Raw genomic sequence first — 23,058 nt, 5'->3', positions numbered from 1 at the left:
ACCGGGTCGCGTTCCACGTCGGCCGGGACCTGCACCGGTCGCTGCTGACGACGGCGCGGCAGAACAACTCGACGCTCTTCATGACGATCCACGCGGCGTTCGCGGTCCTGCTCGCCCGGCTCAGCGGCAGTTCCGACATCGTGATCGGCACCCCCGTCGCCGGCCGCCCCGACCCCACCCTCGACCCACTCGTCGGCATGTTCGTCAACACCCTCGTCCTGCGCACCGCCGTCGACGGCGCCCGGTCGTTCACCGAGGTACTCGACGTCATCAGGGACGTCGACCTCGGCGCCTTTCTGCACGCCGACCTGCCCTTCGAGCGCGTGGTCGAGGCTGTGGATCCGGCGCGGTCGACCTCCCGCTCACCGCTGTTCCAGGTGTCCCTCGAGTTCGAGAGCGCCCAGCGCCCCGAGATCACGCTGCCGGACCTGACCGTCACGGTCGCCGAGTACTCGCCGCCGGTGGTGAAGGTCGATCTCGAGCTGGTGGTCGCCGAGACGTTCGACGAGTCCGGCGATGCGGACGGAATCGCCGCCGGATTCGCCTATGCCACCGACATCTTCGACACAAAGACGGTGCAGGGCTTCGCCGATCGTCTGGTCCGTCTCCTCGAGGCGGTGACCGCGGACCCCGACCGGCCGGTCGGGGACGTCGCGCTCGGCGACGGGGCAGCGGTCTCCGGGCCGCCCGGTCTCCCGGCGCGGGTGTGGCCCGACCTGCTGACCGAGGCGGCGCAGCGGCACTCCGACCGGACGGCCGTGTCCGACGCCGGTAGCACGCTCACCTATCGGCAACTCGACGCCGACTCCGCGCGATTCGCCCGGCTGCTCATCGCCCGGGGTGCGGCACCGGAACGGTTCGTCGCTCTGGCGTTGCCGCGGTCGCTCGCGTGGGTCCGTGCCGTGTGGGCGGTCAGCCGGACGGGTTCCGCGCCGGTCCCTGTCGACCCGACGTATCCGCCCAGCCGGATCACCCACATGCTCGCCGATTGCGGGGCGGTACTCGGCGTCACCGTAGCCCGGTACCGCACACAGTTACCGGACGCGGTCGAGTGGCTGGTGCTCGACGATCCCGACCTCGAGGAGCAGCTGCGGCACCTTTCGGCCACACCGGTGACCGACGTCGACCGCGCGGGTCCGCTGCGCCCGGACAACCCCGCCTACCTGATCTACACGTCCGGCTCCACCGGCACCCCGAAGGGTCTCGTGCTGTCGCATCAGGGTCTGGCAAACCTGTTCGAGCAGGAGCGTCACCACCTCCAGGTCGCGCCCGATGCGCGGGTCTCGCATCTCGCGTCCCCCAGCTTCGACGCATCGCTCTTCGAGTTGACGATGGCGTTCTGCGCGGGGGCACGGATCGTGCTCGTTCCCCCGCAAACCTATGGCGGTGCGGCGCTGGCGGAAATCCTCGCCGGTGAGCGGATCACCCACGCGTTCATCACCCCGACCGCGCTCGCGACGCTCGAGCCGACAGGACTCGAATCGCTGCGGGTCCTCACCGTCGCCGGTGAACCGTGCCCGGCGGAACTGGTCCGGCAGTGGGCGCCCGGCCGGCGCATGCTCAACGCGTACGGTCCGACCGAGACGACGATCTGGTCGCATGTCAGCGACGCATTGACGACCGCGGAGCCCGTCACCATCGGGCACCCCGTTCGCGGGTTCACGGCCGCCGTCCTCGACGCCCGGCTGCATTCCGTCCCCCCGGGCATCCCGGGTGAGCTGTACCTGGCAGGGCCGGGCCTGGCTCGCGGCTACCACGCTCGCCCGACCACGACGGCGGCACATTTCGTCGCCTGCCCGTTTGCCCCCGCCGGCTCGCGGATGTACCGCACCGGCGACCTGGTGCGGACCCGGCGTGGCGGCACGCTCGAGCACCTCGGACGCACCGACTTCCAGCTCGAGGTGCGCGGATTCCGGGTAGAGCCGGGCGAGATCGACTCGATCCTCGCGGCCCGCAATGACATCGGCTTCGCGGTAACCGTCGGGCGCACCGGCCCGGGCGGCGAACCGATACTCGTCACCTACGTCCGCGGTGCAACCGGCGCGGACGTCGACGCGAGTGCAGTACGCACGGCGCTGTCCGGGCAGCTTCCGCCGTATCTGGTCCCCGCGGCGATCGTCGTACTCGACGAGGTACCACTTACCCCGGCGGGCAAGTTCGACCGCTCGGCACTCCCGGAGCCCGAGTTCGGCACTCGATCCGACCGATTCCGTGCCCCGTCGACGGCTGTCGAGCGAGCGATCGTCGACGCGTTCGCCGAGGTCGTGAAGTCCGACGAAGATCACCCCCTCGGTGTCGACGACGACTTCTTCGCGCTCGGCGGCACGTCACTGTCCGCGGTCCGGCTCGCCGCGGACCTGCAGCAGCGACTGGGTCGTCCGGTGCCGCTGCCCGCGCTCTTCCTCGACCCGACCCCCGCGGGTCTGGCGGCCCGCCTCGCGACCGAAGCGCTGCCCGTGTCCGCCGACGAGGCGCTCCGGATGCTGGTGCCGCTGCACCGTGGTGGTCGGCGTGCACCGATGTTCTGCGTCCATGCCGGAATGGGTCTCGCCTGGGCCTACACCGGCATGGTCCGCCATCTCTCGCCCGACCGCCCCGTGTGGGGTCTGCAGTTGCCGTCCCTCGGCGGCGGCCCCGAGTACGACTCGATCGAGGAACTGGCGCACCGATACGTCGACGAGGTCCGTGCCGTTCAATCGTCCGGGCCGTATCACCTGCTCGGCTGGTCACTCGGCGGACTGATCGCCCACGCCATGGCCACCGAACTGCAAGAGCAGGGCGAGGAGGTCGCCTCGCTCGTCCTCCTTGACAGCTACCCCGGCGACGCGACGACCGATCCCGAACCCTTGGACGCCGGGCAGCTTCTGCGTGGTCTGGGAGTCAGCATCGGCGAGGACGCCGGGTCCCTCACTTACGAGGACGCCGCCCAACGACTTCGCGACACCTTCGGTCCCGCCGTCGCCGTCTCGGCGAACCAGGTGCGGCGAATAGCCGAGGGGTATGCCCGGTCGACCCGGCTGTCGACGAGATTCGTCCCGAAGGTCTTTCGCGGTGACGCGCTCCTGCTCATCGCTGAGGACGGTCCCCACGCCGGATGGGGCGACTCGATCACCGGGACCGTGCAGGAAGATCGCGTCGACTGCGCACACAACGACATGATGCAACCGGAGTCCGCACGTGGGATCGGCGTGCTCGTCGAGACCTACGTGTCCGGGCGGGGCGGATAGAGTCGCGTCAGGGTGTCGCAGATCCCGCGGATGCTCGGATGCCGATACAGCTCCCGCATCGGGAGGGCCGGCAGGCCGAGCCGCCGCATCATGCTGTCGGCCTTGATCGCGCACAACGAGTTTCCGCCGATCTCGAAGAGGTTGTCGTCCGGGGAGACCGGAACACCGAGGACTGATTCCCAGATGTCGGTGAGGATTTTCGCCGGGTCCTCGTCGGCGAGCGGTCCGACGTCCGGTTCCACGTCCCGTCGCGCCCCCGACAGTGAGACCGCCTCGGGAAGCCGTGCGACGTCCAGCTTGCCGTTGACCGTGAGAGGCAACGCCTCGACCACAGTGATCGTGCGCGGCACCATGTGTTCCGGCAGGAACTGCCCACTACGTCGCCTGATTCCCATTACGTCGACCGCAGTTCTCTCTGCTGCAACGACATAGGCGTCGATGCCGAGTCCGCCCGGATCCTCCGGCCGCCCCGAGGTCACCACCGCCGCCGCCGTCACCGCAGGATCGTCGAGGAGCACGGATCGAACCTCCCCGGGCTCCACGCGGAAACCGCGAATCTGCACCTGGGCGTCCAGCCGTCCGAGGTGCTCGAGGGTGCCGTCGTCGCGAATCCGGCCGCGATCACCCGTGCGGTACCGGCGAGAACCGGACGGGGCGGCAACGAAACGCCCGGCGGTCAATCCCGGTCGATTCAGATAGCCGAGGGCGACTCCGGCTCCGCCGACGTAGATTTCACCGGTCATTCCACGCGGCAGAGGGAGGCCGTGCTCGTCGGCGACCTCGATCTCCCAGCCTTTCAGAGGTGACCCGACGCTCGCCGAGCCGGTCAGGGCATCCCGCCGTGTCACCGTGTGCGCCGTGACGTGAACGGTGGTTTCCGTCGTCCCGTACATGTTCACCAGTCGGCATCGCGATTCCGGATACCGGTCGAGCCACGCGAGAACGACTCGGGGGTCGAGAGTCTCGCCTCCGAACACGACGAGACGAAGGGAATCCAGCGGGTCGAGGTCTGCGTCGGCGGCAATCAGGTGCACGAAGGCCGACGGCGTCTGGCTGAGTACGGTGACGTGTTCGTCGGCGAGCAGCGTGTGAAATTCCACCGGGGACCGCGAGATCCAGTACGGCACGATGACGAGTCGGCCGCCGGTCGCCAGCGCGCCCCAGATCTCCCAGACCGAGAAGTCGAACGCGGGCGAGTGGAACATCGACCACGTGTCGTCGGGCGTCGGTACGCACTCCTCCCCGGCGGCTGAGAGAAGAGCCGACACGGCTCGATGAGGAACCACCACTCCTTTGGGCCGCCCCGTCGACCCCGAGGTGTAGATCACGTAGGCGGGCGCACCGGCGCCGCCGACGGCCCAGTCCACCTCACGTGAGGTGGGCACCTGCAGCGCATCCGCCGTCACCGCCGCCGCGCCGTCACCCCACGTCGCCTCGTCGAGATCGGTGACGACCAGTCCGACGCCGGCGTCGTGTGCCGTGTAGGCGAGGCGATCGGGCGGATGTCGCACATCCATCGGAACGAACGTCGCACCGCTGCGCATCACCGCGAGCATCGTCACGATCAAGTCGATCGACCGATCGAGGCAGACTCCGACGTGGTCTCCCGGCGCGACCCCGCGATCGCGGAGACCACACGCCGTCCATCTCGAGCGCTCCTCGAGTTCGGAATAGGTGAGTGTCCGCCGGCCATGAGTCACGGCGAGTGCGTCGGGTCGCTCCCGGGCGTGCCGCGCGACGAGGTCCTCGATCCTGCCCCCCGATCCGGGCGCTCGGACGCCGGCGCCCACAGGCGCGGCCGGCTCTTCGCCGAACAGTCGGCGACGCGGGAGGAGCGGTCCACGAGGTTCGTTGAGCACCTTCGCAACCCGCGCCGCGAATTGTCCGGCGGCGCCGCGGTCCACCACGGTCGGGTCGGCGTACACCTCGAGGGCAGTGTGCCCGTCGGTGTCGACCACCGGCACGAGCGTGAGTGGAAACGGCGCCGACTGGCACGGCAGGTACACGCGGCCGGGAGTGCACGACACGGTGTCGAGCACACCGATCCGCGACCTGTCCGGGCCGTAGTGGTCCACCGCGTCGAGTGGGTACCCTTCCCCCCTAGTGCTTTTCGCCTTCTCGAACGTGTCGTCCGGCGACCGGGTGCCCACGATGTCGAACGTCCGGTCGACACGGCTCTCGCCGCTGCCGAGCACGCGCGGCGGGCGGGTGCGGTCGGCTCGCCAGATCGGAACGGTTACGGCGTCGAGACCCTCGGTTCGACCCCAAACCACCGCCGCCGCGGCGGCAACCACCACGGACGCATCCTCGAAACCCCCGCCCCCGAAGCGCCCGATCAGCGGTTCGACGATATGCAGTGACGCACCCGACGGCGGAAGTGCGTTGCCGTGGAGGTGACGGCGGACCGGAGTTGCCGACACCGCGTCCGCTCCGACAACTCCGGTGAGCACGTCACACACGGTGGCGAGTGAGACCGCGTCGAGGTCGCGCCGATCGGCTACCACGACGAGATCGGCGTCGCCGTCTCGATACCGCATCAGGACGACGCGCACCACCGGACCGTCGACCGTCGCCGGCCGACGACACTCGGCAGCGAGTCGTCGCCGCGCGTCGAAGCCCTCGGACACACCGGCCACGTCCTCCACCCACAGGCGCGTCGGCCGAACGGGCGGATCCCACCAGAGGTCGGACGCTGTATGCAGCACCGCTGCAAGAGTTTCCGGATCCGTCCCCGAGGGGACACGCACCGTCACCGCATGGCCGTACGACGTACGCGCCAGCCCAGCCCGACCCCAATGGGATTGGTGCATACGAGGATGCTAGCGGAGATCGCCCGACGCCAGAAGTGCCCGCGCAGCCGTAGGTCAGCGGGCCGAGAACCCGCCGTCGACCGTGATCACCGTGCCGGTGACCTGACGCGCGTCGTCCGACGCGAGCCACCGTGCCGCCGCGGCGACATCTTCCGGTTCGACGAGTTCGTTCGTCGGCTGCGACTGCAGGAAGATCGACTCGTGCTCGTCGTCGCCGATGCCGAGCGAACGAGCGATCTCCGACAGCATCCGTCCCTCGTACTCGGGGGCGTCCCGCACCGAGCCCGGGCACAGCGCATTCACGCGGACGCCGGTCGGGGCGTAGTCGAGGGCAACGGCCTTGGTCAGTCCCACCAGCCCATGCTTGGCAGCGACGTACCCCGCGAACCGCGGGTATCCGACGAGGCCTGCGGTGGATGCGACGTTGATGATGCTTCCGCTTCGCTGCGCGACCATGATTCCGCCGGTCGCTGCGATGGCCCGCCACGCCCCGGTGAGGTCCACGTCGATCATCAGCCGCCATTCGTCTTCGCCTATGTCATGAGCGAGTTTTCCCGACGGTGAAACAATTCCGGCATTGTTGACAAGAACATCGATCCGCCCGAACCGCTCGTGGGCGGCGGCCACCGCGGCGTTGATCTCCGTGAGATCCCGCACGTCCACCGCTTCGGTCAGCACCGACACGCCGTGTTCACGGCAGAGTTCGGCGGTGTAGTCGAGCTGGCTCCTCGAGCCGAGGGGGTACGGCACACCGGGCAGGTCCCGCGCGATGTCGACGAGCATCAGGTCGGCACCGTCCGCCGCGAAGGCAACGGCGCAGGCACGACCGATGCCGCGCGCCGCGCCGGTCACGATCGCCGTCTTTCCGGTGAGATCTGCACTCATCGCGACTCCTGATCGGACAGCTGCGCGGCGAGTAGGCGCACCAGGGCGTGGGGATGTTCGGTGAGGTACATGTGCCCACCGTCGACCTCGAGTACCGACGTCTCGGCCGTGGTCGTCGCCGCCCACTCCGCCGCGTGCGCAGCACCGACCAGATGATCGTCACGACCGCGGAGCGCGGTGATCGGGACGTCCAGCGGCGGGTGCAGGGGCGGCCGGTAGTTCTCGTGCATCTCGACGTCCGCCCGCACGACCGGCAGGAGAAGTTCGCGCAGTTCAGGGTTCTCCAGCGCGGGGTGCGAGTACCCGGCCAGATCGCCGACCTGCGCGAGGAACTCGGAGTCCGCCAGGGACGACGCCCGGATCTCCCGCACGGTTGCCGGCCCCGGCGACCCGCTGACGAATAACCGGACGAGCGTGACACCACCCTCAGCCCTCAGCCTATGCGCGAGCTCGAACGCCAGGACGGCGCCCAGACTGTGCCCGAAGATCGCCACACCCGCGGCATCCCGGCACGTGGGCAACACCCGCGGCACGATGTCATCCACCGCCGCTGCGACAGTCGTGAGCAACTCTTCGACGAACCGTTCCTCACGACCGGGAAGCTGCACGGGAAAGACATCCAGGCCGCGCGGGGCGAACCCCCGCCAGTCTCGGAAGAAGGACGCTCCCGACCCGGCGAACGGCAGGCACACCAGAGTCGCGGGCACCACTGCTCGTCTCCTTCCGCGACACCGAGGACGACCGATCCCCTCGACCCTAGGCTGCAATTCAAGTCCTGGTGGCGGAATCAGCGGTGCGCGATGGTGTCCACGGAACCACCCCCACTCCCCCAGCTGGTCGTCCTCGAACGAGGACCGACCCACAACCTCACCCGAAACCTCCCGCCGATACCAATGTCCGGTGAAGCATGGTCATTGCGGGTGCGGTGTGCTCTGCTGGGACCACACAAGCCGGGAGGGACTGCCCCGGATGTGCAGTTGCGAGCTGGGTTCGCTGGGCTGGCGCCGATGAGCCCGACCGCGGCATTGGAACGGCGACGTGACCGGGCACGGTCGTGGAATCGAGGGTCATCAGCCGAGGTCGCTGTGGTCATCGAATGGCGCGGATTCGGTTGTTCCCCAACCCATTTATTGCGCCGACCGTGGAGGACCCGATCACGGTGACGTCACGTGTTGCCTGCCCAGCCGGCGCGGGGGTCGAATCCGTCGATTTCCTCTGCCCGGGCGTACGCCCGCAGCGCCTCGTCGGCTTCGTGGCCGAGATCGGACGGGACCGCGACCTCCACTGTGACCAGCAGATCGCCGACGGCGTCACCGCTGTGCGGCACCCCTCGTCCGCACAGCCGGAACGTGCTCCCGGAGTGGGCGCCTGGAGGGATCTTCACACTGACCCGGCCGTCGAGGGTGGGCACGGACAGCACTGTCCCCAAGGCTAGTTCGGCGAAGGTCACCGGAACGGTGACGGTGAGATCATCGCCGCCACGTTCGAACACCGGGTCCGGATCCACGCGGACGGTGACATACAGGTCCCCCGGCGGTGACCCGCCCAGACCAGGTTCGCCCTGCGCCGGTAGCCGAATGCGTTGCCCGTCGCTCACTCCGGGCGGAACACGGACGGAGATGGTGCGGGTGCGGTCCCCGGTCCCGGTGCCGTGGCAGTCCGGGCACGGCATGCCGACGATCGATCCGGTGCCACCGCAATCGCCGCAGGGTTCACTGAACACGAAGCCGCTCTGATTCCGGTTTCGCGCCCCGACGCCGTCGCAGTGTGGGCACGTCCGGTGCCGGGTTCCCGGCCGTGTCCCGGAGCCGTGACAGCTGGTGCACACCGTCGGTCCACTGACACGCAGCGGCAGCACCATCCCGGCGACTGCCTCACGGAATGACAGCCTGGTCTCGGTCTCGACGTCGCTGCCTCGCCTCGGGCGGGCCGACGCAGTGCGGGTTCCGGCGCGCCGGAACAGGTCTCCGAGCACATCACCGACCCCGCCCAGCGGATCGCCCACGATGAAGGATGAACCGCTCCCGAACACGTCCCCGAAGTCGAAGCCGCCCGACCCTGCGCGTGCCCGGGCTGAGCCGGCGCCAGGAGAAAAACCCGACCCGGCGAACGTCCCGGATCGGTAGAGCCGGCGCGTGCGGTCGTACTCCTTGCGTGTGGCGGGGTCCGAGAGTACCGCGTACGCCTCACTGACTGTCTTGAATTTCTCCTCCACCTCGGGGTTCTGCGGGTGGGCGTCCGGATGCAGGTCCCGGGCCAGCTTGCGGTACGCCTTCTTGATCTCCTCGGCCGACGCCGTCGAAGGGATACCCAGAGCGGCGTAGAAGTCACGGTCGAGCCATTCCTGCTTCGTCACCGGTGATCCTCCTTTCCCGGCGGGTCATCCCCCTCGACGACCGTGACCGTCGCGGTCCTCAGCACCTTGCCGTCACCGAATGTGTAGCCGCGCCGCAACACCGTGCCCACGACGGGATCACTTCCGGCGCCTTCGTGCTGAACCGCTTCGTGCAGGGTGGGATCGAAGGGGTCCCCCTCTTCACCGAATCCCTCCACCCCCAGGCCGCTCAGGATCGCACCGAGTTTGGCCGCGATCGCACGCAGCGGTCCGCTTTCGAGGTCGCCGTGCTCGCGGGCACGATCGAGGTCGTCGAGGATCCCGAGAAACCTCGCCGCCACCGACGCCGTCGCGGCCTCGACCGCCAGGTGCCGGTCGCGTTCGATCCGGCGCCGGTAGTTGGTGTACTCGGCCTGCACTCGCTGCAGATCGGCGGTCAACTCCGCCACTCGATCCGGGTGCACGTCCGTCGCCCGCCCGGACCGGTCACCGGGGTGCATCTCGGCGTCCGACGTGGTCGGGTCGGGTTCCCGTTGCGGGGTCGGGGTGACGGGCTCGCTCGGAGTGTGCTCGCGTACCCGACCGGTATCGGGATCGACACGGCGTTTGTCGGTGATCGAGATCGGTTCCCGCGGAGGCGTGTCGCCGTCGCGGCGCTCGCTGCTGCTCATCGCGAGTCCTCCCTCCCAGGTTCGTCCACCACCTCGGCATCGAAGACTTCCTCGGCCCCTTCCGAGGCACCGTTCCCCCCGCCGGTGGCGGCCGAGTCCTTCGCCTGCGCGTCGTAAATCGCCTGGCCCAAGGATTGCGAGTCGGTCGACAGTTTTTCGATCGCTTCTTTGATCGCCGCGACGTCGCTGCCTTTCAACTTCTCCTGGGCATTCTTGATCGACGACTCGACCTTCTCCTTGACGTCGGCGGGCACCTTGTCCTCGTTGTCCTTGATGAACTTCTCGGTCTGATACACCAGCGACTCGGCCTGGTTGCGAACCTCCGCCTCCTCCCTGCGTTGAGCATCCTCCGAGGCGTGTGCCTCGGCGTCCTTGATCATCCGCTCGATCTCCTCCTTGGACAGGCCCGAGCCCTCCTGGATCTTGATCGTGTTCTCCTTGCCCGTGCCCTTGTCCTTCGCGGTCACGTGCACGATGCCGTTGGCGTCGATATCGAAGGTGACCTCGATCTGCGGCACGCCACGCGGGGCGGGCGGAATCCCCGCCAGCTCGAACGAGCCGAGCAGCTTGTTGTGCGAGGCGATCTCGCGCTCACCCTGGAACACCTGGATCTGCACCGAAGGCTGGTTGTCGTCCGCCGTGGTGAAGGTCTCCGCACGCTTGGTCGGGATCGTGGTGTTGCGCTCGATGAGCTTGGTCATCACGCCACCCTTGGTCTCGATGCCGAGGGACAGCGGGGTGACGTCGAGGAGCAGCACGTCCTTGACCTCACCCTTGAGGACGCCGGCCTGCAGGGCGGCGCCGACGGCGACGACCTCGTCCGGGTTGACACCCTTGTTCGGTTCCTTTCCGCCGGTCAACTCGCGCACCAGATTCGTCACAGCAGGCATCCGGGTGGAACCACCGACGAGCACGATGTGGTCGATGTCCTTGACGGAAATCTTCGCGTCCTTGATCACCGATTGGAACGGGGCCCGGGTGCGGTCCAGGAGATCGGACGTGATCTTCTCGAACTCGCTGCGGGACAGCTGCTCGTCGAGGAACAGCGGGTTCTTGTCCGCGTCCACGGTGATGTAGGGCAGGTTGATCGAGGTGCTCTGCGAGGAGCTCAGCTCGATCTTGGCCTTCTCCGCAGCCTCACGGAGACGCTGCAGGGCCATCTTGTCCTTGGTCAGATCGATGCCGTTCTGAGCCTTGAACTTGTCGGCCAGCCACTTCACGATCCGATCGTCCCAGTCGTCACCACCGAGATGGTTGTCGCCGGACGTGGCGCGAACCTCGACGACGCCCTCGCCGATTTCGAGAAGCGAGACGTCGAAGGTGCCGCCACCGAGATCGAAGACCAGGATCGTCTGTTCCTTGTCGCCCTTGTCGAGGCCGTACGCCAGCGCGGCCGCGGTCGGCTCGTTCACGATCCGCAGGACGTTGAGGCCGGCGATCTGGCCGGCTTCCTTGGTGGCCTGACGCTGGGCGTCCTCGAAGTACGCGGGGACGGTGATCACCGCGTCGGTGATGTCCTCACCCAGATACGATTCCGCGTCCCTCTTCAGCTTCATCAGCACCCGGGCACTGATCTCCTGCGCGTTGTATCTCTTGTCGTCGATCGCCACCTTCCAGTCGGTGCCGATCTCCCGTTTCACCGACCGCACCGTCCGGTCCACGTTCGTCACCGCCTGGTTCTTGGCGGGCTGACCGACCAGCACCTCACCGTTCTTCGCGAACGCCACCACCGACGGCGTCGTGCGCGAACCCTCCGAGTTGGCGACCACCACCGGGTCGCCACCCTCGAGCACGCACACCACCGAGTTCGTGGTCCCCAAATCGATACCCACCGCGCGAGCCATGACCGCCTCCAGCACCACACCGGGTGGGTGTAGCGCTTTCGCTGGTCCGCTCCGACGTCACACCCACCGAACTTGAGTGTTATCGACTCAATTTTCCCCCTGCCGGAAATCGAGGTCAAGGAGAAAGGTTGAGCGTAGACCGCTCAATCCTGAAGCGGTGTTTCGCGGCACGACGTCAGGACTGAACTCCGTCCCCGATATCGCGGTGCACAAGTTCGAACCATGCACTGGTTCCGCCGCGAACGTGCGGATCCGGGTAGCAGAGCCGTGTTCGCCATTCGCGCCGGTGCGCCGTGGTGCGCTTGGACCAACGGCGGATCTCGTCATGATCGGTAGTGATGTGCAGGTGTGAGGTCTGGATGGTCATCGGATCGGTTCCTGGGTCGATTTCACCCATTGGCAAGTCGGGTTCTCCGCGCGATCTTGCCCCGTATGGCCACGACCCGCCTTCCGCGGGTTGAGATCTCCCGAATCCGGGTAGTCGCAAAGACGGCAGTCGGGAGCCGACGCAGAACAGCCCGGGAAGAAACTTCACCGGGGCCGCGGCCGCCGCGTGCGAACCGAGCTGGCGCATGAGGGAGCCGTAAACAAGGAGCACAGAAATGACCAGCGCAGGACCGAGCTCGAGTAGCCTCGCCGACGTCATCGACACCATATTGGACAAGGGCCTGGTCATCGACGCCTACGTGCGCGTCTCACTCGTCGGCATCGAACTGATCACCATCGACGCCCGCGTGGTGGTCGCCAGCGTCGACACCTACCTGCGATTCGCCGAAGCGGTGAACCGGCTCGAGATCGGCAGCGAACCGAAAGGGCTCACGGACCTGGTCTCAGACGTCAAGGGTAGCGGCAGCACGAAGAACAAGACCAAAGGCGTCCTCGAGGGAGTCGGTGAAACGCTCGGTGAAATCCTCGGCGGCCAAGGCACGGAGCGCGAACACGCACCCCGTCGCTCCAAGCGGCAGAAATGAGCCGCGTCGACACCTACGTGCGATTCGCCGAAGCGGTGGACCGCCTCGAGATCGGCAGCGAACCGAAAGGCTTGTTCGAGCTCGACTCAGGTACCACCGAGGGTGGCGCGGAATCGATGGAGCAGGGTGCGATCGACTCCCCCGGGCGACAGACTGGGTGGCCTGCTCGGCGGAGACGAAGAACCTGTGCGTGAGCGGGTTTCACGCAAGTCCACTCGGGGCGACAAGTGATAACCACCTCGAACAGGCCACGGACGCGCCCGACCGCAGCGGATCCTCGCCGCCGACAACGGCCACGACCCATTGCCTCCGACGGATCGAGGGAGCAGTGTGAAACAGGGGAATGACCGGCGACGCCGCGTCGGCGCCGCCCATGAGGAGAAGGGTGCCGACCGTGTTCGCACGCTCAACCACAATTCAAGCGCATCCGTCGTATATCGACGCCGGGATCAAGCACATACGCGACACCGTGATGCCCGCGCTGGCGGACATCGAGGGCTGCCTCGGAATGTCCCTGCTCGTCGATCGCGGCTCGGGCCGCTGCATCGCGTCCAGTTCGTGGCGGGACGACGACTCGCTACGCGCCAGCGAAGGACCGGTGCGAAATCTGCGCGACGCCGCAGCTGAGATCTTCCACGGCACCACGGAGGTGTCGCGGTGGGACATCGCTGTCATGCATCGCGACCACCATTCGGAACGCGGAGCCTGTTGCCGCGTCACGTGGATCAAGACCGAGCCGGCCCACATGGACCGCGCCGTCGACGTGTGGAAGATGGCCGCACTGCCCAAGATGGAGGAACTCGACGGCTTCTGCAGCGCAAGCCTGCTGCTCGACCATGCTGCGGGTCGCGGGGTGTCGTCGCTGACATTCGACAGCGCCGAGGCGATGGAACGCAACAGAGAACGCATCGACAGCATCCGGGATGAAGGAGTTCGCGAGGCGAACGCCGAGGTACTCGACACATGCGAGTTCGAGCTCGCCATCGCACACCTGCACGTCCCCGAGATGGCCTGAACTGTCGAACTACCGAGAAGGTCAACCCCACCCGGTTCCGGCGGCTACCGCAGCGGCCGGCTCACGGCGCCGAGGACGTCGTGCGGCGGTGTCGTCGGCTCAGGTAGTCGGTGTGGGCGCGTGTCGTTGGGCCGTCGGCTGGAACAGTTCGATCAGATTGCCGGCGGGGTCGGCGAGCAGGATCTGACGGCCGCCAGGGCCGGTGACCACATCACTGCGGAATGCGACGCCTGCATCGCGCAGGCTGGCGATCTCGGCATCGAGGTCGCTGACGATGAGGTGGATGCGGTTACGGCCCGGGCCGGTGTTGTCGGCGGGAGTGGCGCGGGCGCCGGAACTGGCCGGGCCGGACAGCAGTAGTCGCAGGGAGCCGCGGATCACGTCGGCGAAGGCCGGGGCCGGGTTGGTGTGCGGGGTGAAGCCGAGGTGTCTGGTGTAGAAATCGACGGCTGCGGGCACATCATCGACGAGGTAGCGGACGCTGGCGTATTCGCCGGGTGCGGTCATCGGGCACTCCTTGTCACGGTTCTGCGGTGAGGATCGGCAGTAGGTATCGGATGCGGGTGTCGATCTCGGTGGCGGCGGCCCGGAAGGTCGGGTAGGTATCGTCGTCGGTGCCGACTGGTGTCGCCGGGTCGGGGATGCTCCAGTGGATCTTGCGCGCCTCATCGCCGAACTCCGGGCAGACTTCCCGGGCCTTGTCGCACACGGTGACGACCGTGTCGAACCGGCGGTCGGCGAGTGCGCCGAGGTGGCGGGGATGCCGGTCTGAGATGTCGATCCCGAACTCGTCTCGCAGCACCCGCACCGTATTAGGATGCATGTCCGGCTTGGGGCGGGTGCCGGCGCTGATTGCGTCGACCCGGCCGTTGCCGTGATGGTGCGCCAGCGCTTCCGCGATCGCGGAGCGGGCACTGTTGCCGCTGCACACGAACAACACAGCCAGCGAGGTCGTCGGGTTGAACGACGAGGGTGTGGGGTTCAACCCGAGTGTCGGGTGCAGTGCGGCGCCGGTGCCGGCCAGCATCTGGGTGCAGCGGTCCAGATCGAGGTGGTAGTAGCTGTCGCGGCCGTCGAAGCTGCTGCGTGTGGCCCTCACCAGCCCGCCGTCGCGCAGCAGCCGCAGGTGGTAGGAGATCAGGTTTTGCGACTCACCGACCAGTGTCACCATCTCCCGGACCCGGTAGTCGCTGCCGGACAGCACCGCCAACAGCTGCCACCGCAACGGATGAGCGGCCAGCTGCAGGAATGACGGTACGGGTTGACGCGTCAGCACCACCTTTCGACGATAACACCGATACATCAAATCACTTTGATTCAATTTCGCGACCGGATGCGCGACGACCGCGCCGTAATCCTCTTTCCCTCGAACCGGTTGGCGACTACGCCGTCGGTGTTACCTTGAGCCCTGTGTGTGGCGGTCGGCAATCCTCGCGGCGGCGTTCGACGCTGCTCGTCGTCACCGTGCTGGCTGCGATCGTCGCGGTACTGACGGCCCTGCAGATCGCCCACACCGACGCGGCGGGCGATGTGCCTGCCCCGCTCCCGACTCTCCTCGGTGCCGACACGCACCCGGACATCCCCGCGTCGGCCACCGCCGATGCGGCCGACCGGGGAACCGAGGACATTGACCCGCCGACCGGTGGGGTGCAACTGCAGCTGACCGGGTTGGCCGGGACGCTGGCTGTGTTGGTGGGCGTGCTCTCGCGGCGCCGCACCCCGCAGCGCGGCGCCGACAGCAGGCGGCAGTCCTCGCCGGTCCGCGCCCGGGCACCGTCATCGACCTCACCGGTGTCCCCGATGCCCGTGCGGAGCAGCACCTGCGTGCTGCGGGTGTGACAGGCCGTCTCCGGCTGTCGTCCCGTGATCGGTACTGACGCCTCTCCCACCCGCAGTAGCGCCGCGCGCGTGTCATTCACGCCCAGCCGTGCCGGGTGGCCCGATAATCGTTCTGGCACCGGGTGATTCGACTTCCGGTGCACCGTCGAATGAGGTGCCGTAATGCATTCCAAGAAGACTGTCCTCAAACTCACCGGCGCCACCGTCGCCGGGGGGATTCTGCTGGCCGGGGTGATGTTTCCCGTCGCCGCCGGGCTCGGGTACGCATCCAACCGTGCCGCCGACAGCGTCGGTAATTCCTCGGCCGAACTGGCCGACGGGGTGGTGCCGGCAGTGACGACCATGACCGACATCACCGGGAACCCCATCGCCTGGCTGTACGACCAGCGCCGATTCGAGGTCCCCAGCGACCAGATCTCCAACGAGATGAAACTGGCGATTCTCTCCATCGAGGACAGACGGTTCGGCGAACATCAGGGGGTGGACTGGCAGGGCACGATGCGGGCGTTCTTCACCAACACCACCAGCGGTCAGATCGAACAGGGTGCCTCGACCATCAATCAGCAGTACGTGAAGAACTACCTGCTGCACGTGGTCGCCAAGACCGACGCCGAACGCCGTGCCGCGATCGAGACCACGCCTGTCCGCAAGATCCGGGAGATCCGGATGGCAATGACCCTCGATCAGGAACTCTCCAAAGAGGAAATTCTCACCCGGTATCTGAACCTGGTCCCGTTCGGCAACGGTTCCTTCGGGGTGCAGGACGCCGCCCGCACGTACTTCGGCATCGACGCCAAGGACCTGAATCTGGCGCAGTCGGCGATGCTCGCGGGCATGGTGCAGTCCAGCTCCGCGCTCAACCCCTACACCAACCCCGAGGGGGTGTTCGAGCGCCGCAATGTCGTCCTGGACACCCTCGTCGTGAATGTTCCGGACCGGGCCACCGAAATCCGCGCCCTGAAGGAAACGCCGCTCGGGGTGCTCCCGAAACCGAACAACTTGCCCCGCGGATGCATCGCCGCCGGCGACCGCGGGTTCTTCTGCGATTACGCGTTGCAGTACCTCCAGACCGCCGGGCTGTCCCGGGAGCAGCTCGAAAAGGGCGGCTACCTGATCCGCACCACCCTCGATCCGGCCGTGCAAGGTTCGGTCAAGTCGGCGGTGTCCGCCAACGCCGACCCGAAACTTCCGGACATCGCGAGCGTGATGAACGTCGTGCAGCCCGGGCAGGACCAGCACCGAGTCCTGGCGATGGCGGGCAGCCGCAACTACGGACTGGACGCGGCCGCAGCCGAGACGGTGCAGGAGTTGCCCTACTCGCTTTCCGGGCACGGCGCCGGGTCGGTGTTCAAGATTTTCACCACCGCAGCGGCCCTGGAGAAGGGGCTGCGGCTCAACGCGATCCTGGACGTGCCCGGCCGGTTCGACGCCCGCGGGATGGGTGACGGCGGTGCCCCCGGGTGCCCTGCGGCCACCTACTGCGTGCAGAACGCCGCCCCGTATCCGCGGGCACTGTCGGTCACCGACGCCCTCGCCCAGTCACCGAACACCGCGTTCGTGAAACTTCTCCAGGAAACCGGGGTGGATGCGACGGTGGACATGGCGGTGCGCCTCGGCATGCGGTCCTACACCGACCCGGGCACCTCCGGGTTCGGGGACCAGAGCCTGGCCGACATGCAGAAGGACCAGAATCTGGGTTCGTTCACCCTCGGCCCGGTGTGGATCAATCCGCTCGAGCTGTCGAATGTCGCCGCGACGCTGGCCTCACACGGCAAGTGGTGCCCACCGACCCCCATCGACTCCATCGTCGACCGCGAGGGTCGGCCGGTCCCACTCACCCAGCAGGCGTGCGAGCAGGTTATCGATCCTGGCCTGGCCGACAGCCTGTCCAACGCGCTGAGCAAGGACGACCAGGCCGGCGGCACGGCATTCGCTGCGGCGGCCGGTGCCGGGTGGACCCTGCCGATGTCCGCAAAGACCGGGACCACCGAATCGCACATGTCGTCGGCGTTCATCGGGTACACCAACAACCTGGCAGGCAGCGTCTACGTGTTCGGCGACTCGCCGACCCCCGGCCAGATCTGCACCAGCCCGCTGCGCTCGTGCGGGGACGGAAACCTGTTCGGCGGCACCGAGCCGGCCCGCACCTGGTTCAAGGCGATGATGCCGATCGTGAACAACTTCGGCCCCACCGTCTTGCCGCCGATCGACCCGCGCTATGCCCGCTGACCGGAGTCTCGAGGTCGAGGATCTGCGATTCGACAACTCCACCACTGGGGCCAACGCCACCGAACTGCGTCCGGACGGGCACTCAGCTCCCCCACCCATCGTCGGCCCCCAAGTGCTCAGTTTACGAGACCGCCGCCCGGGGAATCTCGTATGCAAAAGGACGATGCCACATGTTGAACTCCGAGATCCCCCACCCCACAGGACCCGCGCGAAGCTTCCTCGACCGGCGCCGCGGCCCCTCAGACCGAGAACTCCTCACCGCCGCGAAGACAGTTCTGATCACCAGCCGCGGATACAGCGACGCCCAGGCATTCGACGAACTGCTCGACGTGGCACGACGGCACCACCTCTCTGTGCAGGGCGCTGCCCGGTGTCTGATCGACCTCACCAGCAACACCAGACACCTCACGAGTCGCCGACCGGTCACGTTCCCCGAGTGGGAAGGACTCCGCCGACAGCCATCAGGCCATCACCGTCCATCGCAGCGAATGGTCAGCCTGCATCGGCGGCACCATCCCCACCTCGCGACACAGGTACGACCGTGACGTGATCAGCGCAGCCCATCACCAACCGGCGCGCCTTGGTCACGGAATACGCTTCTCGCGCCCCGGCTCGGCCGAATCGAAGCGCTCACCGCGACTACCGCAACATGGTCGGGGTCAACCTGCTCGGCGGGACTGGTCGAAATTCGGCGGATCCGGCTTTGACCCACCAACGTGACAATGCCCGCCGCCGAGCTCGAGCAGGTCGGCGACATGCACGAGGCGCGGTGGCCCAGTACCGCCGTAGTTCGTCCGCAGCCGAGGTATGGGACTCGAACCCGCGGCCCGCGGAGGGACGAGCGACTCTTTCGCGGAATGGGAGCAGTGCGATGTACTGGTAGCGGGCGGCGGCGGGGCCGTGTCATGACTCGGCACACCCGCGCAACGACACGCGAAGGTCCTCGGTGCGGGGTGATGCGATGGAGTCGGTGCTACGGCGAATCGCTACGTCCCACGCCGGTGGTGTCGCCGGCCTCGTGGTCGCAGTCGCTTATGCGTACTGGGCAACCGGACTGCGGCCGTTCACGACGCTCGCCTATATCGCCGTCGGAGTCCCCGTCGCCCTGCTCACCTGCCTGGCTGTAATCAGCGGCACCGGCGATTCTCGTGGTAGCGGCACGCCACGGGTCGGGAAAATCAGCCTACGTTCGGTGCGCCCGTGGCTGATATTGCTCATGATCGCCGCCGGGCTCGAAGCCGTCGGCATCGCCTTGGGTGGCCAGTCGATCACTGTGCCGACACTCAGCACCGTGATCGATCACGCCTTGGCATGGCACCCGGTTCGGTTCGTGCTGTTCTGCGGTTGGCTCGCCGCCGGCGCGGCACCGGTCGTCCGCATCATGCATAGTAGCCGCAGTGAGGCGACGTGAGGTGGTAGTCACGATCATCTGGCTCGTGTTGATCGGCGCCGGGATCGGCATCGAGCTGTACAGCCATCGAACGGATGGACGGTGCTCGACCCTTGCGAGTGTCGCCTCGTTGCTGTGGACCCGGCTACCCGGCCGGTTACTTCTCGTCGGCATCTGGGGGTTCGTCGGATGGCACGTTTTCGCCCGGTACACAGTCCCCTGATGCTCTCCGCGAGCGACTCCACAAATATGCGTGTGGCGTAGGTCACATCTTCGTGCTGCGCCGACCGGTGGATCTACCATTTCCTTCGTACCGGTACGCACCGAGCACACGGTGCCGATGAAGTCCCCGTCAGCCAAACCCCCACTGAATGGCGGGGATTCGGCACACTCGGTGCGGAAGCACTCCTAGACGTCCCGGCGAGGCCCGGTCAGAGCGGAACCCACTCCGACCGGGTCGCTTCGGCTCATCGGGCCACCTTCACTACGCGATCGACTGACAGCTCGGCCTGCCCGCACTGACAGGTTGGCCCGGAAATCTCGCAGCTACCGATTCGTCACCCGACGCAGATCAGGACACCGACGACCGCCACCGCGACCAGCGAGGCTGCACCGCAGATCAGCCACGCCTGCGTCGCGAGCCGCCGCCACTGATCGCACCGCGCGTCCGCTTCCGTGACCGCAAGAACTGACAGCCCACCGTTCGTATCGGGCGCCAGGACCTCCGAAAGGCGACGGGTCTTCGCGTCGGCCCGTGCGGCTACACCGAACGAGACGGGAACCACCACCAGCGCAACCACCAGTAACCCAACCATCCAGCCCATACCCGTCCCGGGCATCCCTGCTCCTTTCACACCAGCGATCTCTCACAGGTGCCGCTCATCGACTCCAGCCACCCTGACCCACGGGTACGACCAATCCCCCTGTCAGCTATATCGCCGCACCGCCGCCCGATGTTGCACACCGAACGCGCCCAGGCCGCGGCGAACTACACGCCCGGCACCGGGAACTTCCACATCGCCACCACCACGACCCCCATGACCAACCCTGCGTAGACGATGGTTCCAAACACACTGACATGCAACGCATCCAGTAGGGTGACCCTCAGTTTCTCGGTAATCCGTGCCATGACAGCTCTTCCTTCACGTGCAGAGGTTCTCGACTGCAACGCCGACGACGGTGCACCACAAAGAGTTACCCAACTTCAGCACCCGCACAACGGCCGAAACACCTACACCCCTACCTATTTTGAGTCCCGGACGCGGACTGCAACCCGCCCCGGCACACCTTCCCGAAACTTCTGATGTGTTCTACATCACATAGACGAGGAGCCAAAGCCCGACGCGCCTATCGTTTCCCGCGCAGCCACAGAACATGCACAGGTTGGCGGCTTCCGAGACTGCACACCCGAATCTCGTGATCGTGCCGATCACGCCTGACCATTGCGGCCAAAATACGTCCAGGCCGCAGCAGACTGCGAAATCCCACTGACCGGACGGAAATTCGAGCTGTGAACAAAGTGCCATGGCGTGGATCACATTCCCTGGACATTCGCGTTCCGGCTCACGAAAATCACGTATGCACCGCTCGTCACGACGTGCAGGTTGTCCGTGTAGCGCCCCCGCCAGTTGAATTTCATCATTGGCGGGGGCTGCGCTTGGCGCGCCACTACGACTCACGCCGACGCGCTGACCACTACGTCCCGGGCTTGCATGCGGGCCTCCCTTCCCAGCGCCACCCATGGCCAAAGCGTCTATTCGTTCCCGGGCCGTCGTTGCCCGAGCCGAAGCTGAGGCAATACGGCCCGCCTGTTTGAGCACATCGCCCCACTCCTGCGGTCGCCGATTGCCGCTTTCAACAAGACCGGTCGGTTCAGATCTTTGCGGTAGCGGGAATGCCACCGGTGGTTCGCTTCGCTAAAGAAACCCGGATGCTGCTGAGCGCTCTCACGAGAGTTGGGCGTTCGCTCCGGCCAGCGCGAAGAATCGACGCTCCCGGAAAAAGCGTTCGGCAACGAACTGAGTCTGGCGGACTGCCTTGACTCGTTTGGTGTGGATATTCGGTTGAACATTCGGCATGACGCGCCGGTCGGGCCCGGGACGCCGTATCGGTCCCAGCGATCAGCGGGGACGCGCTAGCCCGTCGGCGCGGGCACCCACTCGAGTGGGCACGGCATCCCAGCGGCCAGGTCAGCCTTGCTTGGGCACCCAGTGGTCGGTCACGAGTTCGAAACTTTGTTTGAGCTCCCCGTACGCCGCTCGTTGGGCTTCCTCGCCCTCGCCGTACCGCCGAACGGCCATCTCGTGTGCCGCCGCGAAGGCCGCCTGCACCTCCTTCGACGATCGCCGCAGTGTCTGTGGGAGCTCAGTCCGGTTCACCGCTCCACTCCTTCTTGGTCGTGGCCGTGATGTCGTACCCCTAGATTGTCCACCCGGTACCCACCCCGGCGGTACCGGGCGAACCGGGTTTTCCTACGCAGTCGACGGGCAGACGGTGGCTCACCGACTCGGTGAGCAGACATCGCCGAGGCGTTGGCGCGCGCAGGCGTCGGCGAGTGTCACGTGGCGCGCGAGAACGGGACCGATGCAGGCTAGAGCTTCCGGACTCGTCATCTGCTGGTGCGATACGGGAACGGAATGTTCGAGGATCTCGCCGCTGATGTGCTGCCTCCACGCGGAGACTCCGGTGGTGGCATCGAACGAATCTGCCGCACCGAAGTACAGCAGATCGAGACCGCTCGACGTCGACGGTCGGTGTGCGAGGGCGAGGTCGACCGTCTGCGTGAACACCCGGTGGACGGCCTCGAGGTCGTCCGCGGTCACAGCTGCGAACAGTCCGCCGGTGCGACGCAGCACGTCCACGGCACGATCCGTGGTCGCCGGCGAATCGTCGTCACCCGGGACCACCGCTCCGAACTCCGCCAGAAGTGCTGTCACGGTGGGCTTCTCCGTCGTGTGACCGAATCCTCCCGCCAGGTGTGTGTCGAGCATTGCCAGGGTGGCCACGTCGTCGCCGTCACCGGTGAGCTGCACCGCCATCTCATGAGCGATCTGGCCGCCGACCGAGTAGCCGACCAGGTGGTACGGCCCGTGCGGCTGCACCGAACGGATCCGGCGGACATACAGGGCGGCGACCTCCTCCAGGGAGTCGACGCACAGATTCGGGTCGGTCAGCGCCGGGGACTGCAACCCGTACACCGGACGATCACCGAGATACTGCACAAGTCCAGTGAAGCACCAGGCCAACCCGATTGCGGGATGGATGCAGAACACCGGGCTGCCGGTTCCGGTGGTGCGCAGTGGCAGCAGCACGTCGAGAGCGCGGTCTGCGGCACCCTCCGCCGCGAAGTCCTCCGGAGCCGTGGCGATCATGTGCGCCAGGGCTTCCGGTGTCGGATGGGTGAAGATCCACTGCACCGGCACGGTGCGCGCGGACGACTCGGCAATCCGGGCGATCACGCTCGTCGCAGCGAGCGACGTGCCACCGAGTGTGAAGTAGTTGTCGTCGAGGCCGACCCGGTCCAGTCCGAGCCCCTCGGCGAAGGCGGCGGCCACAACCTCCTCGGTCGCGTTGCGCGGTGCCCGGTACGCGGCCCGCACCGCGGTGAAGTCTGGTTCCGGCAGGGCCGCGCGGTCGAGTTTCCCGTTCGCCGTCACCGGTACGGCGTCGAGAACCGTCATGGACGCGGGGACCATGTGCGGGGCCAACCTCGCACGGGCGTGCGCCAGGACCGCGGAAGTGTCGAGTACCGATCCCGCGGCGGGGACGACGTAGCCCGCCAACCGGTCGCCGCTGGTGTGCACGACAGCGCGATCGATACCGGGGTATCCGAGGAGAGCCGA

General features: G+C 67.1%; 19 protein-coding genes and 1 pseudogene. 9 read left to right on the top strand and 11 right to left on the bottom strand.

What is annotated here, in order from left to right; all coding sequences use genetic code 11:
* Positions 1-3,227 (top strand): non-ribosomal peptide synthetase (locus RJ1_RS39925; RefSeq protein WP_143169591.1); only part of this gene is annotated, 3,227 nt, incomplete at its 5' end.
* On the opposite strand, the gene RJ1_RS39920 is transcribed toward RJ1_RS39925, so the two are convergent.
* The 6 genes from RJ1_RS39920 to dnaK all read right to left on the bottom strand — a co-directional run bounded on the left by RJ1_RS39920 (position 3,203) and on the right by dnaK (position 11,772).
* Positions 3,203-6,037, bottom strand: a complete 2,835-nt coding sequence (locus RJ1_RS39920; protein WP_073369201.1) for a non-ribosomal peptide synthetase — start codon at positions 6,035-6,037, stop codon at positions 3,203-3,205. The two genes, RJ1_RS39925 and RJ1_RS39920, sit on opposite strands and share 25 nt — an antisense overlap.
* Positions 6,038-6,091: 54 nt before the next feature.
* Complete coding sequence (locus RJ1_RS39915; protein ID WP_073369199.1) at positions 6,092-6,922, bottom strand: SDR family oxidoreductase; 831 nt, start codon at positions 6,920-6,922, stop codon at positions 6,092-6,094.
* Positions 6,919-7,632, bottom strand: a complete 714-nt coding sequence (locus RJ1_RS39910; protein ID WP_073369197.1) for a thioesterase II family protein — start codon at positions 7,630-7,632, stop codon at positions 6,919-6,921. Before RJ1_RS39910 ends, RJ1_RS39915 begins: the two co-directional genes overlap by 4 nt.
* 455 nt (positions 7,633-8,087) lie before the next feature.
* Complete coding sequence (locus RJ1_RS39905) at positions 8,088-9,278, bottom strand: DnaJ C-terminal domain-containing protein (protein ID WP_073369196.1); 1,191 nt, start codon at positions 9,276-9,278, stop codon at positions 8,088-8,090.
* Positions 9,275-9,928, bottom strand: coding sequence for a nucleotide exchange factor GrpE (gene grpE, locus RJ1_RS39900; RefSeq protein WP_073369194.1), 654 nt, complete (start codon positions 9,926-9,928; stop codon positions 9,275-9,277). Before grpE ends, RJ1_RS39905 begins: the two co-directional genes overlap by 4 nt.
* Positions 9,925-11,772, bottom strand: coding sequence for a molecular chaperone DnaK (dnaK, locus tag RJ1_RS39895; RefSeq protein ID WP_073369205.1), 1,848 nt, complete (start codon positions 11,770-11,772; stop codon positions 9,925-9,927). The genes grpE and dnaK overlap by 4 nt, the downstream gene beginning before the upstream one ends.
* A 602-nt stretch (positions 11,773-12,374) precedes the next feature.
* On the opposite strand from dnaK, the gene gvpJ reads away from it, so the two are divergent.
* From gvpJ to RJ1_RS39875, 3 genes and pseudogenes are all read left to right on the top strand, one after another.
* Positions 12,375-12,743 (top strand): gas vesicle protein GvpJ, encoded by a 369-nt coding sequence (gene gvpJ, locus RJ1_RS39885; protein ID WP_073369192.1) that lies wholly within the window; start codon positions 12,375-12,377, stop codon positions 12,741-12,743.
* Positions 12,740-12,974, top strand: a pseudogene (locus RJ1_RS48375) (gas vesicle protein); the annotation flags it as partial. The gene gvpJ and the pseudogene RJ1_RS48375, both read left to right, overlap by 4 nt.
* A 154-nt stretch (positions 12,975-13,128) precedes the next feature.
* On the top strand, positions 13,129-13,758 hold the full coding sequence (locus RJ1_RS39875; protein ID WP_073369203.1) for a hypothetical protein: 630 nt from the start codon (positions 13,129-13,131) through the stop codon (positions 13,756-13,758).
* A 99-nt stretch (positions 13,759-13,857) separates the two neighbouring features.
* Here RJ1_RS39875 and RJ1_RS39870 read toward each other — a convergent pair whose 3' ends face one another.
* Both RJ1_RS39870 and RJ1_RS39865 read right to left on the bottom strand, forming a co-directional pair.
* A complete protein-coding gene (locus RJ1_RS39870) occupies positions 13,858-14,265 on the bottom strand; it encodes a VOC family protein (protein WP_073369190.1) in 408 nt (135 codons plus the stop codon).
* A 13-nt stretch (positions 14,266-14,278) separates the two neighbouring features.
* A complete protein-coding gene (locus RJ1_RS39865; RefSeq protein WP_073369188.1) occupies positions 14,279-15,037 on the bottom strand; it encodes an arsenate reductase/protein-tyrosine-phosphatase family protein in 759 nt (252 codons plus the stop codon).
* A gap of 122 nt (positions 15,038-15,159) precedes the next feature.
* Between RJ1_RS39865 and RJ1_RS39860 the strand changes: the two genes are divergently transcribed.
* From RJ1_RS39860 to RJ1_RS39840, 5 genes are all read left to right on the top strand, one after another.
* On the top strand, positions 15,160-15,597 hold the full coding sequence (locus tag RJ1_RS39860) for a hypothetical protein (RefSeq protein ID WP_143049025.1): 438 nt from the start codon (positions 15,160-15,162) through the stop codon (positions 15,595-15,597).
* Positions 15,598-15,759: 162 nt separating this feature from the next.
* Complete coding sequence (locus RJ1_RS39855; RefSeq protein WP_073369184.1) at positions 15,760-17,826, top strand: transglycosylase domain-containing protein; 2,067 nt, start codon at positions 15,760-15,762, stop codon at positions 17,824-17,826.
* A 170-nt stretch (positions 17,827-17,996) separates the two neighbouring features.
* Positions 17,997-18,371 carry an ANTAR domain-containing protein gene (locus RJ1_RS39850; protein WP_073369182.1) on the top strand — a complete coding sequence of 125 codons (375 nt, stop codon included), beginning with the start codon at positions 17,997-17,999 and terminating at the stop codon, positions 18,369-18,371.
* A 416-nt stretch (positions 18,372-18,787) separates the two neighbouring features.
* Positions 18,788-19,237, top strand: a complete 450-nt coding sequence (locus RJ1_RS39845; protein WP_073369180.1) for a hypothetical protein — start codon at positions 18,788-18,790, stop codon at positions 19,235-19,237.
* A gap of 1 nt (position 19,238) precedes the next feature.
* The gene (locus RJ1_RS39840; protein WP_073369178.1) at positions 19,239-19,439 is read left to right on the top strand and encodes a DUF6186 family protein; all 201 of its coding nucleotides are present in this window, start codon (positions 19,239-19,241) and stop codon (positions 19,437-19,439) included.
* A 334-nt stretch (positions 19,440-19,773) separates the two neighbouring features.
* Here the strand turns inward: RJ1_RS39840 and RJ1_RS39835 are convergent, their stop codons facing one another.
* The 3 genes from RJ1_RS39835 to RJ1_RS39820 all read right to left on the bottom strand — a co-directional run.
* Positions 19,774-20,055, bottom strand: coding sequence for a hypothetical protein (locus RJ1_RS39835; protein WP_073369176.1), 282 nt, complete (start codon positions 20,053-20,055; stop codon positions 19,774-19,776).
* Between the two features lie 1,350 nt (positions 20,056-21,405).
* Positions 21,406-21,594: a ChaB family protein gene (locus RJ1_RS39825; protein WP_073369174.1), complete on the bottom strand. Its 189-nt coding sequence runs from the start codon at positions 21,592-21,594 to the stop codon at positions 21,406-21,408.
* Positions 21,595-21,714: 120 nt separating this feature from the next.
* The coding region (locus tag RJ1_RS39820; RefSeq protein ID WP_255284947.1) for a thioesterase domain-containing protein at positions 21,715-23,058 on the bottom strand (1,344 nt) is incomplete at its 5' end.

Source organism: Rhodococcus jostii NBRC 16295 (assembly GCF_001894825.1).
In the GTDB taxonomy this organism is placed as follows: Bacteria; Actinomycetota; Actinomycetes; order Mycobacteriales; family Mycobacteriaceae; genus Rhodococcus_F; species Rhodococcus_F jostii.
This window is presented reverse-complemented; position numbering and strand designations above follow the sequence as displayed.

What these genes read in the sequence shown, in the direction of transcription:
- grpE (WP_073369194.1), bottom strand. Translation starts at nt 9,928, where the DNA reads ATGAGCAGCAGCGAGCGCCGCGACGGCGACACGCCTCCGCGGGAACCG.
- RJ1_RS39920 (WP_073369201.1), bottom strand. Translation starts at nt 6,037, where the DNA reads ATGCACCAATCCCATTGGGGTCGGGCTGGGCTGGCGCGTACGTCGTAC.
- RJ1_RS39915 (WP_073369199.1), bottom strand. Translation starts at nt 6,922, where the DNA reads ATGAGTGCAGATCTCACCGGAAAGACGGCGATCGTGACCGGCGCGGCG.
- RJ1_RS39850 (WP_073369182.1), top strand. Translation starts at nt 17,997, where the DNA reads ATGTTGAACTCCGAGATCCCCCACCCCACAGGACCCGCGCGAAGCTTC.
- RJ1_RS39835 (WP_073369176.1), bottom strand. Translation starts at nt 20,055, where the DNA reads ATGCCCGGGACGGGTATGGGCTGGATGGTTGGGTTACTGGTGGTTGCG.
- dnaK (WP_073369205.1), bottom strand. Translation starts at nt 11,772, where the DNA reads ATGGCTCGCGCGGTGGGTATCGATTTGGGGACCACGAACTCGGTGGTG.
- RJ1_RS39870 (WP_073369190.1), bottom strand. Translation starts at nt 14,265, where the DNA reads ATGACCGCACCCGGCGAATACGCCAGCGTCCGCTACCTCGTCGATGAT.
- RJ1_RS39855 (WP_073369184.1), top strand. Translation starts at nt 15,760, where the DNA reads ATGCATTCCAAGAAGACTGTCCTCAAACTCACCGGCGCCACCGTCGCC.
- gvpJ (WP_073369192.1), top strand. Translation starts at nt 12,375, where the DNA reads ATGACCAGCGCAGGACCGAGCTCGAGTAGCCTCGCCGACGTCATCGAC.
- RJ1_RS39845 (WP_073369180.1), top strand. Translation starts at nt 18,788, where the DNA reads ATGGAGTCGGTGCTACGGCGAATCGCTACGTCCCACGCCGGTGGTGTC.